The following is a 16,426-nucleotide window of genomic DNA, read 5'->3' on the forward strand; positions in this document are numbered from 1 at the left end:
ACGGGCTAAATTCTGGGCTTGTCCTGCACAACTCCAAGCTCGCTTTAGCCGTATTTAGATGGAACCTGGGTTCCGGCGCCCGCAAGCTGAGGTTGAGTAACCATTCAAATCGGCGCAGTGGTGTAAGAATAACCAAGTCGACGCATGCCGTCAAACCACGATTGACGGCATGCCATTGCAGCAACTTCGATAGCTTAGCGACGGCGCGCGGCGGTCGCCTTGATCTCCGGTTCGGCGTTGAGCGTGCGCAATTGCGCCATGGCGGCTTCAATCACGGACGGCTCGGTGGCTTTCAGCACTTTCCTGACCTGCGGCTCCAGCAGGGTCAGGTCGCTGTTAAGGATCTCCTGCTTGACCGACAGCAACTGCGACGGATGCATGGAAAACTCCAGCAAACCCATACCCAGCAACAGGCGTGTCCACTTCACGTCGCCGGCCATTTCACCGCACACGGCGACCGGGATGCCGGCTTTGCGGCCCATCGCGATCACGCTCGACAACAAGAACAGCACCGCCGGGTGCAGCGGATCGTAGAGATGCGCCACTTCGTGATCGACCCGGTCGATCGCCAGCGTGTACTGAATCAGATCGTTGGTGCCGATGGACAGGAAGTCGAGGCGTTTGATGAAAATCGGCAAAGCCAGCGCGGCGGCCGGGATTTCGATCATGGCGCCGACCTCGATCTCTTCGTCGAATTTTTGCTTGCGCTGACGCAACTGCTCCTTGGCTTGTTCGATCAGGGCGAGCGTCTGATCCACCTCGAAGGCATGCGCCATCATCGGAATCAGCAGCTTGATCGGACCAAAGGCGGATGCACGCAAGATTGCCCGCAACTGCGTCAAAAACATCTGCGGTTCGCTGAGGCAGTAGCGGATCGCGCGCAAACCGAGGGCCGGGTTCAGGGCAGTCTGCTCATCTTCGTCCAACGGTTTGTCGGCGCCGACGTCGAGCGTACGGATCGTGACCGGACGGCCCTTCATGGACACCACGGTCTGGCAGTACGAATCGAACTGTTCATCCTCCGTCGGAAACTTCTCCAGATGACCGGCACGTCCCATGAAGAGGAATTCGGAGCGGAACAGACCGACGCCATTGGCGCCGGCCTCCAGCGCGGGAGCACTATCCGTCGGCAACTCGATGTTGGCCAGCAGGGTAATTTCGGTGCCGTCTTGCGTGATGGCGGGCGTTTTCTTGAGACGGCCAAGCTTCTTGCGGTCGCGCAGCATGCGCTCCTGGCGCGCCCGGTATTGCGCCAGCACCAGAGGAGACGGGTTGACGATGGTCACGCCGGCGTCGCCGTCGATGATCAGGACGTCGTCCTGCTTGACCAGCGCCGAGGCGTTGTTCATGCCGACGGCGGCGGGAATATCCAGGCTGCGGGCAACAATCGCCGTGTGCGAATTCTGGCCTCCCAGGTCGGTGACAAAACCGCCAAAAGCACCGTCACGGAACTGCAGCATGTCGGCCGGAGAAATATCGTGCGCTACAACGATGATGCTGGCGGTGGCGCCGTCGCCGCCTTCAGCCGGCGGCAGATTGATGGCGCTGCCGGTGAGCACCTTGAGCACGCGATCGCCGACTTGCTGGATATCGGCCTTGCGCTCGCGCAGGTAGGGATCTTCGATCTCGTCGAATTGCGCCGACAGGCCGTCGATCTGCGTCACCAACGCCCATTCGGCGTTGTAATAGCGGTGACGGATGATATTGAGCGGCACTTCGGCCAGCATCGGGTCGGACAGGATCAGGGCATGCACGTCAATGAAAGCGCCCAGTTCGGGCGGCGCTTCCTTCGGCAGTTCGCTGCGGATGGTCTGCAACTCCTGGTGAACGGTGGCGATGGCGTTTTTGAGGCGCAGCACTTCGGCCTCGACCTGATCGTCGGGAATGAGGTAATGCTTGACGTCGAGAGCGGCGGGAGCAAGCAGATGCGCGCGGCCGATCGCGATGCCTTTTGAAACCGGGATACCGTGTAAGGTAAAAGATGCCATCGCGTTTGTCTCCTGCGTTATTTTGTTATGCCTTGATTAAACCTTCATCGCGGTAGCTCTCAAAACCTTACCGGACAACGCCGTGTTTGGCAATCATGCGGAAAAACAAGAGAGAAACAAACAGGAAAAATTTGATATTTACGACTGATTGCGGCGACAGATGACGGCACGTAACTGCACACGGCGGCCGCCATCGCTCACGATGTCTTACTGGCCTTCGCCGAAACGGTCGTTGATCAGCGCTTCCAGTGCGGTGAAGCAATCCTGCTCGTCGTCGCCTTCGGTTTCCAGCAGAACCTTGCTGCCCTTGCCGGCCGCCAGCATCATCACGCCCATGATGGATTTGGCGTTGACGCGGCGCTTGTTGAAGGTCATCCAGACCTCGCACTTGTATTTGGACGCCAGTTGGGTGAGCTTGGCCGAGGCGCGCGCGTGCAGACCGAGCTTGTTGATGATCTCAAGTTCTTTTTGAATCATGGAAGTTCTTTCTTTGTTCTTGTCGATTTGGGCCAAACGCTGTCAGCGCACGATATCGCTATATTGCCAGCCTTCTTATTGGGAGGAAACACGAACGCGGTTGTCCACGCGTACGGCGCCGCTCTGACCGCCGGCGAGCGCCATTTCCATGACGACGTCGAGCGTGTCGTTGCGATACGTCAACGCGCGCAGCAGCATCGGCAGGCTGATGCCGGCGATGACTTCGACGTTGTCGATGGCGCACAGATAACCGGTGCAGTTGGAAGGCGTGCCGCCCATGACGTCGGTGATCACCAGCACGCCGCTGCCGTCGTCGAGGCGACGCACGGCTTCTGCTGCTAGCTTTTGTACTTCTGCCGGGTTCTGGTCGGCGATGACGTCAATGGCTTCGATGCGCTCGGGCAAACCACGAAATACGTGCGTTGCCGCCGCGATGAAAGCCTGACCCAGCGGGGCATGCGTGAGAAGAAGGATACCGACCATGAATTTCTACTTGCTATATGTACGTTGCCAGACCGGGTGCTGGTGTGATTGCCTCAGCTGCCTGCGACTGCAGTTTCCAGCGCATCGACGAACATGGCGGCAACATCGAAGCCGCTTTGCTGCGTGATTTCCTGGAAACAGGTCGGACTGGTGACATTGATTTCTGTTAAATAATTGCCAATAGCGTCCAATCCTACCAGCAACAACCCCCGCTGCGCCAAAATCGGCGCCAGTGCTTCCGCAATCTCCAATTCGCGCGGCGAAATAGGCTGCGCAACGCCGAGACCGCCGGCCGCCAGATTGCCGCGCACTTCACCGCCTTGCGGAATGCGCGCCAAAACGTGCGGCACCACTTTACCGCCAATCAGCAGAATGCGCTTGTCGCCCTTTGAAATTTCCGGGATGAAACGTTGCGCCATGATCGTCCGGTTGCCGTTGTCGGTCAGGGTTTCGATCACTGAACCGAGGTTCATGCCGTCCTGCCCGATGCGGAAGATGCCCATGCCGCCCATGCCGTCGAGCGGCTTCAGGATCACGTCCTTGTGTTCGGCGTGGAAAGCACGCAGGCGCTTGGCGTCGCGCGTGACCAGCGTCGGCGCGGTGTATTGCGGAAATTGCGCAATCGCCAGCTTCTCGTTGTGGCTGCGAATCGCTTCGGGCTTGTTGAAGACGCGCGCGCCCTGCTTCTCGGCCAGCTCCAGCAGATACGTGGTGTAGATGTATTCCATGTCGAACGGCGGATCCTTGCGGATCACGATGGCGTCGAATTCCGACAGGAAAGTCGATACCGGCGCATCGGCGCGGTACCAGTCGTCGGCGTCGCCGGTGAGCGTGATTTTCGCCACGTTGGCGGTCACCAGACCGCTTTCCAGCACAATATCGGTCTGCTCGAAGGCATAAATGGCGTGGCCGCGCCTGGCGGCTTCGCGCATCATGGCGAAAGTCGAGTCCTTATAGGTCTTGAAGGTGTCGAGCGGGTCGGTCAGGAAAGCGATTTTCATGAAATGTCCGTCAAAATGTCAGGCAATTGAGAATTAATAGACTTCCGGATTCGGATCGGTCTTTTCCATTTCCAGCGACGCGGCCAGGAGCGCCAGGCGCGCCACCACGCCATACATATAGAAGCGATTCGGCGCTGCGGTGCCAGGCTTGGCCTGCAGATCCGGCAAAGCGTGCTGCTGCTGGAACGCCAAGGGCACGAAATGGGCGCCCGGCGCGTTCAGGTTTTCGTTGATGTCGCGATCCGCATGCACGCGGTAGAAACCGCCGACCACATAGCGGTCGATCATGTAAACCACCGGCTCGGCCACGGCTTCGTTGATGCGCTCGAAGGAATGCACGCCTTCCTGGATGATCAGTTCGCTGACTTCCAGACCTTCCTTGCCGACCACCATCTTGCTGCGTTGCTTGCGGTTGAAATCCTTGACTTCGCTGGCGTCCTTGACGGTCATGATGCCCATGCCGTAGGTGCCGGCATTGGCCTTGACGATCACGAAGGGCTGCTCCTTGATGCCGTATTCTTTGTACTTCTTGCGGATCTTCGACAACAGGCTGCTGACGTTATCGGCCAGACAGTCGGAACCGGCCTCTTCCTGCAGATTCAACTCGCCGCATTTGGCGAACAACGGATTCAGCATCCACGGGTCGACGTCGACCAGCTTGGAGAATTTCTTGACCACGTCGTCATAGGCCGAAAAATGATTACTCTTGCGGCGCACGGCCCAGCCGGCGTGCAGCGGCGGCAACACGTTCTGCTCGTCGAGGTTTTCCAGTACCGACGGGATGCCGATCGACAGGTCGTTGTTGAGCAGGACTGTACAGGGATCGAAATTCTTCAAACCGAGGCGGCGGCCGTTCTTGGAGCGCTCCAGCGGTTCCAGCGTGATGCTGGTGCCGTCCGGCAAGTCGATCTGCTTCGGCTTCTTGATGTCTTCCAGCGTGCCGAGACGCACATTGAGGCCGGTCTGGCGGAATATCTGCATCAGCCGCGCGACGTTTTGCAGGTAGAAGCTGTTGCGCGTGTGATTCTCGGGAATCAGCAGCAGGTTCTTAGCATCCGGACAATATTTTTCGATCGCGGCCATGGCGGCCTGGACAGCCAGCGGCAACATTTCCGGCGACAAATTGTTGAAGCCGCCTGGAAACAGGTTGGTGTCTACCGGCGCCAGCTTGAAGCCGGCGTTGCGCAAGTCAACCGAACAATAAAACGGCGGCGTGTGCTCTTGCCATTCCATGCGGAACCAGCGCTCAATCGCGGGAGTAGCGCCCAGAATTTTCTTTTCCAGATCCAGGAGCGGACCATTGAGGGCGGTGACAAGATGCGGAACCATAAAAAGACCTTCTGCGCGTGCTGGAGCGATAGAGACGAATAGCGGTCGGAGAATCGATAACAAAACCGACAGGAACCGGCCATTTTAGCGGGATTTTTGCTATTACGTCGTTAGCTGTCCGGCAATATCTGGTGGAGAGGTCATTTACGTGGTGGCGTTGTCGTTTTTTTAAAGCCCCCATAAAAAAAGCGCCCGGACCGGAGGTCTCGGGCGCTTCTGAAGGGAGCCGCAAGGGCCCCCGGGAGACAAATTACGAGTGGTAAGCCGATTCGCCGTGGCTGGAGATGTCCAGACCTTCGCGTTCTTCTTCTTCCGTCACACGCAGACCGATCACGATGTCGACCAGCTTGAAGGCGATGAAGGAGACCACACCCGACAGGATCACGGTAGTCAGGACGCCTTGGAACTGAATCCAGACTTGACCGCCGATGGAGTAGTCAGGAGCAACTGCGTTGGCAACGTAGTCATAGATCCCTGTGCCGCCCAGGCTAGGCGCAGCGAACACGCCAGTGAGGATCGCGCCCAGGATACCGCCCACGCCGTGCACGCCGAAGACGTCCAGTGCATCGTCCGAGCCCAGAATCTTCTTCAGGCCGGTAACACCCCACAAGCACAGCAGACCAGCGATCAGGCCCATGACGACCGCGCCGCAGACACCGACGAAACCGGCTGCAGGAGTAATTGCCACCAGACCGGCAACCGCACCCGAAGCTGCACCCAGCATCGAAGGCTTGCCCTTGCCGATCCATTCACCGAAGCTCCACGACAGGACAGCAGCAGCTGTCGCCAGGATGGTGTTGACGAAGGACAGAGCTGCACCGCCGTTGGCTTCCAGACCGGAACCGGCGTTGAAACCGAACCAGCCGAACCACAGCAGCGAAGCGCCAACCATGGTCAGAGTCAGGCTATGCGGCTTGAAAGCTTCCTTGCCGAAACCGACGCGCTTGCCGATGACGTAGGAACCAACCAGGCCAGCGACCGCAGCGTTGATGTGAACCACAGTGCCGCCGGCGAAGTCCAGCGCGCCCTTTTGGAACAGCCAGCCGGAGATTGCAGTTGCTTTTTCAGCAGCGGCAGCGTCGGTGAATGCATCCGGACCAGGCCAGAACCAGACCATGTGAGCCATTGGCAGGTACGAGAACGTGAACCAGATGATCGAAAAAACGATCACGGCGGAGAACTTCACACGCTCAGCGAACGAACCGATAATCAGCGCGACAGTGATCGCAGCGAACGCGCCCTGGAAGGCCACGAACGACAGCTCAGGAATCACGACGCCCTTGCTGAAGGTTGCTGTATTCGAGTCGCCGGTCAGACCGTGCAGGAAGAGACGATCGAAGCCGCCGAAGAATGCGCCGCCTTCTGTGAACGCGATGCTGTAGCCGTAGACGAACCACAGAATATAGATCAGCGAGAAGATCACGAAACATTGCATCAGCACCGACAGCATGTTCTTGCTGCGGACCAGGCCGCCGTAGAACAAGCCCAGGCCTGGCAGTGTCATCAGAATCACGAAGGCTGTGCAAATCAGCATCCATGCGGTGTCGCCCTTGTTAGGAACAGGCGCTGGTGCGGCAGCCGGAGCGGCAGGGGCTGCTGGTGCAGCCGCGGCGGCGGCCGGAGCTGCTGCCGGCGCGGCAGGTGCCGCTGCCTTCGGTGCTTCAGCAGCCGGTGCTGCCGGAGCAGCTGCAGCGGCAGCAGCTTCCGGCTTAGGCGCATCCTGCGCCTGCACCGGAGCGGCAAAACTCACTGCAAACAATAAAGTGCCCGCTGCCAGCGCACTCGACAACATTTTTTTGATACTCATTACTGTTCCCCCTTAAAGAGCGTCTTTGCCGGTTTCACCGGTACGGATGCGGATAACGTCCAGCAGATCTTGCACGAAGATCTTGCCGTCGCCGATTTTGCCTGTGCGTGCGGCAGCCTCGATGGCTTCCAGCGCGCGCTCGACGATGGAATCGTCGACTGCGGCTTCGATCTTGGTCTTCGGCAGGAAGTCCACGACATATTCCGCACCGCGATACAGCTCGGTGTGGCCTTTTTGACGACCGAAGCCCTTGACTTCAGTCACGGTGATGCCTTGCACACCGATCGCCGACAAGGCTTCACGGACCTCGTCGAGCTTGAATGGTTTGATGATCGCTGTAATCAGTTTCATACCGACCTCAATTAGAAAGTTTTGCTAAGGGAAACCACGAAACCGCTCTTGCCGACGTTCTTGGAGCCATCAGAGGCAGGAGTTGTTTGCACGCCATCCTTCAGGTTGGTGCCCAGGTAAGCAACGCCCAGCGTGATGCCTGCCAGGTCGTCGAAGGACTTGCTCAGGCCGACTTTCCAGTCGGTGTAGCTGTATTGATCGTTGGAGACGCCGGCATTGCTGCCCTTGATGTTCTGACGGCCCACGTGCAGGCCAAGGATCACGCCGTACCATGTATCAATGTTGGCGCCCAGGTCAAAGTACTGGCTGTACTTGCTGTCGACATTGCCGAACAGGTTGGTCAGCGATTGCGAGTACTTGAAGTAAGCAGGACCGTAACCGACCTGACCATACAATTCGAAGGTGTTGGCGTTCTTGACGCCGCTGTTGGACAGCGTGTTGCCTGGATAGTAGTAGTACAGGCCGCCGACGTCATAGGTGAAACCACCGCCGATGTCGCCGCGCTTGCCGCCGTAGATGTCCCATTCAATGTTGCCCTTGGTGCTTTGGCCCGCGATCGTACCGGCATCCTTGATCCATTTGATATTGGTCGCCCATGTACCCAGGTACAGACCTGTCGGGTTGTTGGTATAGTCAGCGCCCACTTGCAAAGCAGGATCGAAGCGCGTTTGAGTCAGACCGCGATAGCGATAGTCGCTGACGACAGCCGCATTAAAAGTGAACTCATTATCTGGCTTAGGTGCGTCCTCGGCATGCGCGAAGCTGGATACAAACGATGCTGCGACTGCGGCTGCAAGAATCAATTTTTTCATGGCGTCCCTCTAGGTTTCTGTTAAACAACAAATTATTCATTTCTGCACAATTTGTATAGCAGGAGCCATGCCAACCCTTTTTCACCGCTTTGCGTCAGTTTTTTTAGCGCAAATCAACATTCCAATTAGGCATTTTTTCTTTTTTTCCCAAATATAGTGCATAAATCTCACCCACGCATGATCACGCACAACAATAGGGCACAACAATTTCAGATCGACATTTTCCCTGTGGAAATAATGTGTCTTTAATGGTGCAAACGAAATACTCATGGGTATGAATAAGGAAATTCCCTCACTCACCGGAATGTTGCGTTCAGGCGGCAACTGATTTCGTCGTCCCTAATAGGGCGAATGGGTAGTGCTTGACGGATAACGAGCTGCGGCACGACGCTGTTCAATGTCTTCCAAGCAGAATCTCGATACCTTCATCACGCCGCATCGCAAGAAATCGACCGACGATGGATTAATTTCAAAATAACAACATTTCCGCTGAACGTTTTCGCCCGAAACCGGACCAAAGAAGACCATGCGCACGCCTTTCTTTGCCGTTCAGATTCCGTCGGCATAGTGAAAGCGCTACACTTGCCAGATCGTCATTGCCGAAACACTCTATATAAAAAGGACCATCATGGACAAACCGCAATTTTTTGAAGATCTGCAATCCAAGATCAACAAAGCGATCGAGAACTCGCCCGCCAAGGACATTGAAAAGAACGTCAAGGCAATGCTGAGCCAGGGATTTTCCAAACTCGATCTGGTGACCCGCGAAGAATTCGACATCCAGGCGCAAGTGCTGGCAAAGACGCGCGCCAAGCTGGAAGAACTGGAAGCCCGTGTCGTCGAACTCGAAGCACGCCAGAAAACATCCTGATCTCACCCCCCGGGGTCCAACCGTACCGCTATCGTGTCATAGATGAGTCTTGCCGTATTAAAGAGCCGTGCGCTTGCGGGCATGCATGCACCGCAAGTCACGGTGGAAGTCCACCTTGCCAACGGCCTGCCTTCCTTCACCATCGTTGGTCTCCCCGAAACCGAGGTCAAGGAATCCAAAGACCGCGTACGCGCAGCATTGCAGAACGCCCGGTTTGAATTCCCTGCCAAGAGAATTACCGTAAATCTGGCCCCTGCCGATTTACCAAAAGAATCCGGTCGATTTGATCTGCCCATTGCACTGGGCATCCTCGCAGCTTCCAGTCAGATGCCGGGCGACGCGCTCGACGGCTATGAATTTGCCGGTGAGCTTTCCCTGTCCGGTGACCTGCGCCCAATTCGCGGCGCGCTGGCGATGACCTACGCCATGCACAAGTCGAACAATAGCGACGGCTGTCAGCGTACGTTCATCTTGCCGCGTGAAAACGCCGACGAAGCGGCACTGGTCAGCGATGCCACCATTTTTCCGGCCGACTCCCTGCTGCAGGTATGCGCGCATTTTGCGGGACACGATCCGGATGTGAAATTGAGCCGGCATCGCCCTTCCGTACCGCCCGGCGCGCCGGTCTATCCCGACTTTTCCGATGTCAAAGGGCAATTGCAAGCCAAACGCGCGCTGGAAGTCGCCGCAGCTGGCGGCCACAGCGTCCTTCTGGTCGGCCCGCCGGGAACCGGCAAGTCCATGCTCGCCGCCCGCTTCCCCGGCATCCTGCCGCCAATGACCGATGACGAAGCGCTGGAATCGGCTGCGGTGCAATCGCTCACCGGCGGCTTCTCGGCCTCGCGCTGGAAGACCCGTCCTTTTCGCTCTCCGCACCATACCGCTTCCGGCGTGGCGCTGGTCGGTGGTGGCGGAACCCCGCGTCCGGGAGAAATCTCCCTCGCGCACCGCGGCATTCTCTTCTTGGACGAACTTCCCGAATTTGACCGGCGCGTGCTGGAAGTTTTACGCGAACCGCTGGAGTCCGGCCAGATCACCATCTCCCGCGCGGCGCGGCAGGCGGATTTTCCGGCGCGGTTTCAATTGATTGCGGCCATGAATCCGTGCCCGTGTGGATTTTTAGGCCACAGAGAGAGGCAATGCCGCTGCACTCCCGATCAGGTGACGCGCTATCAGGGAAAGATTTCCGGGCCACTGCTTGACCGTATCGACATGCAAATCCAGGTCGGCGCGCTGGCGCATGAAGAGTTGCTGCAGCAAGCCAACGGAGAAACCTCCGCCAGCATCGCCGAGCGCGTGGCGCGCAGCTTTGCGTTGCAGCAGCAACGCCAGCAAAAGGGCAATCACCTCTTGTCGACGAGCGAAATCGATCTCCACTGCAAACCCGATGCCGCCGGCGAAGACTTGCTGAGAACCGCCATGACACGTCTGAACTGGTCGGCGCGCGCCTATCACCGCGTATTGAAGGTGGCGCGCACCATCGCCGATCTTGCGCAGACCCCCGTCATCGGCAAAGCGCACATCGCCGAAGCAATCCAATATCGCCGCGCCTTGCGTGAGCAATAGCCGATAGTCGAGTGAGCGGCCTTGCCTTAGAGAAAATGTTGCGCGGAAATGTTTTCTTCTTGGGTTGCGCGATATCCGTCTTCGTTTGAGGAGCGTGCCCTTACGTTCTCCCACCCGACTTCCGAACCAGCTCCGTTTGCTATCATGACAGCCTTCCAGCCTACTTCCACCCTCATGACCAAGCACATCCGCATTGCCGCCGCTTCCCTGTTGCTGGCTTTGACAAGCGCAGCCGCTTTCAGTGCTGAGAATGTCGCCAGCGACCGCGACATCGGCAAAGCCATGAATGTCCTGCCACCTGACGTGCAAAAGAGCCTGGATGAAAATGCGGCCAAAGATGCCAAAAGCACGAGCGCCAAAGAACCAGAACTCAGCCCGCGCTGCCGCCAACTGCGCGCCGATATCGAGCGCGCGCAACACGGCGAACCGGAACTGCAGCACAACACTTATCCGCAGGAACGGCGTCGCGATGGCGGCTTTGTCCCCGCGCCCTCATCAATTCCGGGTGTGCAGGTCAGCTCTTCAAACAGCGCTCAGGGTCAGATCCGCTACGGCCGGCGCGCCCGGCTGGAGGATCAATTCCAGCGCGAATGCCGGTAAGCGGCGATACTGGCGCCTTCGCGCAGCATCGGCGTCAGCCATGACATCGATGCCGGCGTCTTTCATGCTCACTGATGGTCTCTTATGTTGATTGGTATTCTCTGCGCCCTGTGCGCCGGCCTGATGTGGGGCCTGGTTTTCGTCACACCGTTGTTGCTGGCCGATTATCCCGGCGTAGTGCTGTCGCTGGGGCGCTATGTGGCATTCGGCCTGATCGCATTGGTCCCGGCCTTCTTCGACCGCAAGCGCATTGCTGCGCTGAGCCGCGAAGACTGGAAAGTCGCCTTCAAACTGGCGCTGGTAGGCAACCTGCTGTACTACGCGATGCTGGCCACCGCCATCCAGCTGGCCGATGCGCCGCTGCCGACCATGCTGATCGGCACTCTGCCCATCGTGATCTCGGTCTGCGCCAACTGGCGTCCGGGACATGTATCGGAATCGGTGGCCTGGAGCCGCCTTGCGCCGTCGCTGGTGATCCTGTGCATGGGTCTGATGCTGGTCAACAGCAGCGAACTCGAACATCTCAAAAACAGCATCGGTGATGGCAGCAACGCCCGCTCCACCACGGACTACATGCTGGGCTGTCTCGTCGCGGTCTGCGCCGTTGCCGCCTGGACCTGGTATCCGATCGTCAATTCGCGCTATTTACGCACGCATCCGCGCATCAACTCGATCACCTGGGCCACGGCGCAAGGATTGGCGACGCTGCCGATGGCATTGACGGGCTTCGTCCTTTACGGGATTTACAACCATGTGGCCGGCAACGCCTACGACTTTCCGCTCGGGCCGCGGCCGGGCGTCTATGTGTTGATGATGCTGCTGATCGGCTTGTCGGCGTCGTGGATCGGCACCCTGCTGTGGAATAAAGCCAGCCAGTTGCTGCCTACGGCGCTAGTAGCTCAACTGATCGTGTTTGAAACCCTGGCGGCGTTGCTGTACGCCTTCCTCTTGCGCGGTGCGGCACCGGACCTGAAGATACTGGCCGGGGTCGTCTTCCTGTGCGTCGGTGTGGTGTTCGGCGTACGGACTTTTTCCCGGCAAGCGCCGGTGTCACCCTCAGTCTGAGTCTTGCCCATGCGTACACTCCGCCTCGCCTTCCTCTTTTTTTGCACGCTTGCCATGCTGGCCGCTTGTTCGCCCAAATACAACTGGCGCGAAGCCCATGGCGACAAGGTCCAGTTCAGCGTGCTGCTGCCGGCCAAACCGGCCTCGTTCTCGCGCCAGATCGACTTGAACGGCATGCCGGTGATGATGACCATGACCGCCGCCGAAATAGACGGCGTGACCTTCGCCGTCGGCGCAGCCGAGTTGTCTGACGCGGCACAGACGCCCAAGGCGCTGGAGTCGATGCGTACCGCGCTGATCAACAATATCGGCGGCACCGCACGCGACACGCCCATTCCCGGCAAGGCCGACGGCGATCACACACTGGATGTCAGCGCCGCCGGCGTGGCGCGCGGCCAGCCCATGGTGTTGATGGCGCGGCTGGTCGCCAAGGACAAACGGATTTATCAGGTGCTGATCATCGGCGGCGACAAGGCGGTGACGTCCGAGAACATCGAGACCTTTTTTACTTCGTTCAAACCGGCCTGAAGCGGCTCCCGGACACGTCGCCCGGCGCGAAGATGACAAGTGCTGCCGGGACGAGGTATCCTATCGGACTGCTGTAAACCGAATATTTGCATTAAGCGTTGTCTCCAAACCTGTTCAAAGTCTGTCGCGAGAAGCTGGCGCAGTAAGACTCTTGGCAGTTTTCAAGAAGAAACGCTCTGACTAACATCAATACCCTGAGGAAATATGCTGGTTACGTTCAAATCAAAAGCTGCTGCCGATGTTGTCATGTATGAATCGCATGCCAAGCCCATCCTCGACCTGCTGCACAAAGACATCGCGCGCGGTGTGATCACTGCCGCCGAGAGCGGCGCAGCGCTCGCCCTGCTGGAAAAGCAAATCGACTCCAGCAAAGCGCACGAAGCGGCTGAAGCGCTGGAGCGCGATGTGCACGCACATCACAATGCCAACGGCGACGACCATGGCCACGAAAAGATCGAGCCGGTGACATTCTCGGCACGCGCTTATCCGCTGCTGGACATGCTGCGGGAAGCAAACAAGGGAAGTTACGACATCCTCTGGGGCGTTTGAGCCTCAAACCCCGAAGAAATTGAGTACGACACAGGAGCTGCGGCTCCTGTGTTGCTTTGCGATATGCAAAACTATTTGGCCGTAGTGCGGAATTCGGTCAGGTAATACAGCAAGGCCAGCGCCGGGAAAGCAAAACCCAGCCAGGACGTCGCACTCCAGCCGCCCTCCGCATAAATCCATGCGCCCAGGGCCGAGCCCAGCGCGCCGCCGCCAAAGAAGGTCGCCATGAACAAGCCGTTGAGACGGCTGCGAATCTCGCCGCCGAGCGCGTAGATGGCGCGCTGACTCAGCACCAAATTGGCCGACACGCCGAAATCGAGCAGAATCGCCGCCGCCAGCAACACCGCCAGCGATGACTCACGCCCACCCGACCAGAAATGCGTCGACAAGAAGGCCGCAGCGCCTGCCAGCATCGCCACACCCGTAGCCGGACGGCTCCAGCCGCGATCGGCCACGCGCCCGGCAATCGGCGCCGCGATCACGCCGATCACACCAGCAAACGCGAACAAGGCAATTCCCTTTTGCGACATGTTGAACGCCGGACTTGCCAGCCACAGCGGGGAAGCCGTCCAGAACAGGCTGAAAGCGGCAAACATCAGGGCGTGGTACATCGAGCGGCGGCGCAGAATCGGCGTCGTTTTGACAAGATGCCACATCGAAGCCAGCAAATCGAAATAATGCATGCCGGCCGGCGGACGGCGTTGCGGCAGATAACGCAACAGCACCAGCGCCAACAAGGCGGTGGCGACCGCCGACAAGCCGAAGATCGCGTGCCAGCCCAGCAAATCCGCCACCAGGCTCGACAAGGGCCGCGCCAGCAGAATCCCCATCAGCAAGCCGCTCATGACATTGCCGACAGCGCGTCCGCGCGTTTCCGGCAGCGACATGTGAGCGGCATAGGGCACCAGCACCTGAGCGCCGACCGAGCTGACGCCGATGATGAACGCCGCCAGGAAGAATTGCGGGGCGTTGTTCGCGTACGCCGCGCCGACCAGGGCGATGCAGGTGACGACCATCAGGCTCACCACCAGTTTGCGGTTTTCAAGCAAGTCGCCGGCCGGGACGATGAACAGCAGACCAAGCCCGTAGCCGATCTGCGCCAGCGTGACGATCAGCCCGGCGGCGCCCGGCGAGATGCCGGTAGCGGCCGCAATCGGGCCGATCAGCGGCTGCGCGTAATAAAGATTGGCGACGATAATGCCGCAGGCGGCGGCCAGCAACATGATCATCCAGCCGGCGATATCCTGCTGCTTGCCCTGTAGTGCAGAAGCGGTTTCCATGAGACGGGTCTTCCGGTCAAAAATGAGGGAGACACTGTAGCCGAATTGGCGAAATCCTGCCGATGACCGCCGGATGCGGCAGAGCTGAGGCGCCGGTTACCGATGTAAATTTCTCCTTTGCCTGTAGTCCGGCCGCTATCATGGCGCGCCGGACTACAGGCAGTGCGCCTTCAAACAGACATTTTTGCCGCCAATCCGATTTTTGTTGCCCGCCGGTTATCGACAATGGCGATCCGGCCTTGGTCGCTGGTACACTGACGCTCCGCGTGGATGTCCGGATTTGCCAGGTTTGCGCCTGAAAATCCGACCTGCCATGCCGTCGGCGGCGTTTGACAGGTGTCGGCTTTGGCATCGAACCAGCTCTTATTAAGCATTAATGTGACTCAAGTTTCCTTAAAAACAGATTCCCTGGCCTACGGCCTGCATGGCGCCGCCCAGGCGATTGTCAGCGTACGCGAAGGCACGGCGTTGCCGCAGGCGCTGGCGCGCATCTTTTCGCACAGCGATGCCACACCGCAGGCACGCGGCGCAATCCAGGATCTGTCCTATCTGAGCATGCGCAAACTGGGCGTGGCCGACGGCCTGCTCAGCCTGCTGGCCAACAAGCCGCCGCAACCGGCCGTGCTGCACGGTCTGCTGACCTGTGCGCTGAGCCTGCTGCTGGACGAGGCCAATCCGGCCTATGATGATTTTACGGTGGTCAATCAAGCGGTCGAGGCAGCCGCCGCCGATCCTGAGATGAGCCATGCCAAGGGCGTGGTCAACGCTATCCTGCGCCGCTTCCTGCGCGAACGCGCGACTTTGCTGCCGCAGGTGGAAAAAACGCCGGCCGGCGCCTGGAATTATCCGACCTGGTGGATCGACCGCCTCAAAGCCGCCTATCCCGAACAATGGCAAGCCATTCTGCGCGCCGGCAATGCACCACCGCCCCTGACCCTGCGCGTCAATCGCCGCAAGACGACCATTGCCGCGTACCTGCAGACACTCTCTGCCCAAGGCGTCGGCGCCCGCCAGGTCGGCCCCGATGCAGTGCGCCTGGACAAACCCGTGCCGGTCGCGCAGATCGCCGGCTTTGCCGAGGGGCTGGTCTCAGTGCAGGATGCGGCAGCGCAGTTGGCGGCACCTTTGCTGGATGTACAGGACGGTATGCGCGTACTCGATGCCTGCGCCGCGCCCGGCGGCAAGACCGGTCATTTGCTCGAATGCGCCGATGTCGATCTGGTGGCGCTGGACCATGATCCCAAGCGTCTGCGCCGGATCGAAGAAAACCTGCAACGCCTGCAGCTGAATGCAGTGCTCAAAGCCGGCGACGCACGTGCTGGCAGCAATGCCGATGGCGGCTGGTGGGACGGCAAACAGTTCGACCGCATCCTCGCCGACATCCCTTGCACCGCCTCGGGCATCGTGCGCCGCCATCCGGACATCCGCTGGCTGCGCCGCAAAACCGATACGGCGCAACTCGCAACACTTTCCTCGCAAATCCTCGACAATCTTTGGCAGATGCTAAAGCCGGATGGTAAATTGCTGTTGGTAACTTGTTCGTTGTGGCCGCAGGAATCGGAAGATCAGGCTGCTGCGTTTGCCCAGCGCAACCAGGCCATCCGACTGCCAGCCCCAGGTCAACTGCTCCCGACCGCCAGTGCAGAAACCGACCATGACGGCCTGTTCTACGCGCTGTTTCAGAAAACTGGACCATGAATTGACGCAATCGGCCCTTAT

At 59.0% G+C, this 16,426-nt stretch carries 17 protein-coding genes; 7 read left to right on the plus strand and 10 right to left on the minus strand.

What is annotated here, in order from left to right:
* Positions 1-194 precede the first annotated feature (194 nt).
* The 8 genes from ptsP to AC1RN6_RS19030 form a co-directional block, all read right to left on the minus strand.
* Complete coding sequence (gene ptsP, locus AC1RN6_RS18995; protein ID WP_493006989.1) at positions 195-1,988, minus strand: phosphoenolpyruvate--protein phosphotransferase; 1,794 nt, start codon at positions 1,986-1,988, stop codon at positions 195-197.
* A 207-nt stretch (positions 1,989-2,195) separates the two neighbouring features.
* Positions 2,196-2,465, minus strand: a complete 270-nt coding sequence (locus AC1RN6_RS19000) for an HPr family phosphocarrier protein (RefSeq protein WP_050478380.1) — start codon at positions 2,463-2,465, stop codon at positions 2,196-2,198.
* Positions 2,466-2,540: 75 nt separating this feature from the next.
* Positions 2,541-2,948, minus strand: coding sequence for a PTS sugar transporter subunit IIA (locus AC1RN6_RS19005; RefSeq protein ID WP_050478379.1), 408 nt, complete (start codon positions 2,946-2,948; stop codon positions 2,541-2,543).
* Positions 2,949-3,001: 53 nt separating this feature from the next.
* Positions 3,002-3,949 (minus strand): glutathione synthase, encoded by a 948-nt coding sequence (gshB, locus tag AC1RN6_RS19010; RefSeq protein WP_493006990.1) that lies wholly within the window; start codon positions 3,947-3,949, stop codon positions 3,002-3,004.
* Positions 3,950-3,982: 33 nt separating this feature from the next.
* Positions 3,983-5,278, minus strand: coding sequence for a glutamate--cysteine ligase (gene gshA / locus AC1RN6_RS19015; RefSeq protein ID WP_493006991.1), 1,296 nt, complete (start codon positions 5,276-5,278; stop codon positions 3,983-3,985).
* A 250-nt stretch (positions 5,279-5,528) separates the two neighbouring features.
* A complete protein-coding gene (gene amt, locus AC1RN6_RS19020) occupies positions 5,529-7,085 on the minus strand; it encodes an ammonium transporter (protein WP_493006992.1) in 1,557 nt (518 codons plus the stop codon).
* Positions 7,086-7,097: 12 nt separating this feature from the next.
* Entirely contained in the window at positions 7,098-7,436 is a 339-nt protein-coding gene (locus AC1RN6_RS19025) for a P-II family nitrogen regulator (RefSeq protein WP_007884397.1), read from the minus strand.
* Positions 7,437-7,447: 11 nt separating this feature from the next.
* Positions 7,448-8,248, minus strand: a complete 801-nt coding sequence (locus tag AC1RN6_RS19030; protein WP_493006993.1) for a TorF family putative porin — start codon at positions 8,246-8,248, stop codon at positions 7,448-7,450.
* A 628-nt stretch (positions 8,249-8,876) separates the two neighbouring features.
* Here AC1RN6_RS19030 and AC1RN6_RS19035 point away from each other — a divergent pair.
* The 6 genes from AC1RN6_RS19035 (at position 8,877) to AC1RN6_RS19060 (ending at position 13,427) form a co-directional block, all read left to right on the plus strand.
* Positions 8,877-9,119 (plus strand): accessory factor UbiK family protein, encoded by a 243-nt coding sequence (locus AC1RN6_RS19035; protein WP_094565785.1) that lies wholly within the window; start codon positions 8,877-8,879, stop codon positions 9,117-9,119.
* A gap of 42 nt (positions 9,120-9,161) precedes the next feature.
* Positions 9,162-10,685 (plus strand): YifB family Mg chelatase-like AAA ATPase, encoded by a 1,524-nt coding sequence (locus AC1RN6_RS19040; RefSeq protein ID WP_493006994.1) that lies wholly within the window; start codon positions 9,162-9,164, stop codon positions 10,683-10,685.
* A gap of 48 nt (positions 10,686-10,733) precedes the next feature.
* A complete protein-coding gene (locus AC1RN6_RS19045; protein WP_493006995.1) occupies positions 10,734-11,285 on the plus strand; it encodes a hypothetical protein in 552 nt (183 codons plus the stop codon).
* An 84-nt stretch (positions 11,286-11,369) separates the two neighbouring features.
* Complete coding sequence (locus tag AC1RN6_RS19050; protein ID WP_493006996.1) at positions 11,370-12,350, plus strand: DMT family transporter; 981 nt, start codon at positions 11,370-11,372, stop codon at positions 12,348-12,350.
* 9 nt (positions 12,351-12,359) lie between these two features.
* Entirely contained in the window at positions 12,360-12,878 is a 519-nt protein-coding gene (locus AC1RN6_RS19055; protein ID WP_493006997.1) for a hypothetical protein, read from the plus strand.
* 204 nt (positions 12,879-13,082) lie between these two features.
* Complete coding sequence (locus AC1RN6_RS19060) at positions 13,083-13,427, plus strand: DUF1840 domain-containing protein (RefSeq protein ID WP_493006998.1); 345 nt, start codon at positions 13,083-13,085, stop codon at positions 13,425-13,427.
* Positions 13,428-13,498: 71 nt separating this feature from the next.
* On the opposite strand, the gene AC1RN6_RS19065 is transcribed toward AC1RN6_RS19060, so the two are convergent.
* Both AC1RN6_RS19065 and AC1RN6_RS19070 read right to left on the minus strand, forming a co-directional pair.
* On the minus strand, positions 13,499-14,707 hold the full coding sequence (locus AC1RN6_RS19065) for an MFS transporter (protein ID WP_493006999.1): 1,209 nt from the start codon (positions 14,705-14,707) through the stop codon (positions 13,499-13,501).
* Between the two features lie 170 nt (positions 14,708-14,877).
* Complete coding sequence (locus AC1RN6_RS19070; protein WP_493007000.1) at positions 14,878-15,081, minus strand: hypothetical protein; 204 nt, start codon at positions 15,079-15,081, stop codon at positions 14,878-14,880.
* 4 nt (positions 15,082-15,085) lie between these two features.
* Here AC1RN6_RS19070 and rsmB point away from each other — a divergent pair, with 4 nt between their 5' ends.
* The gene (gene rsmB, locus AC1RN6_RS19075) at positions 15,086-16,405 is read left to right on the plus strand and encodes a 16S rRNA (cytosine(967)-C(5))-methyltransferase RsmB (protein WP_493007001.1); all 1,320 of its coding nucleotides are present in this window, start codon (positions 15,086-15,088) and stop codon (positions 16,403-16,405) included.
* Positions 16,406-16,426 lie beyond the last annotated feature (21 nt).

This window comes from Herbaspirillum sp. GW822-FHT03A08 (assembly GCF_058801885.1).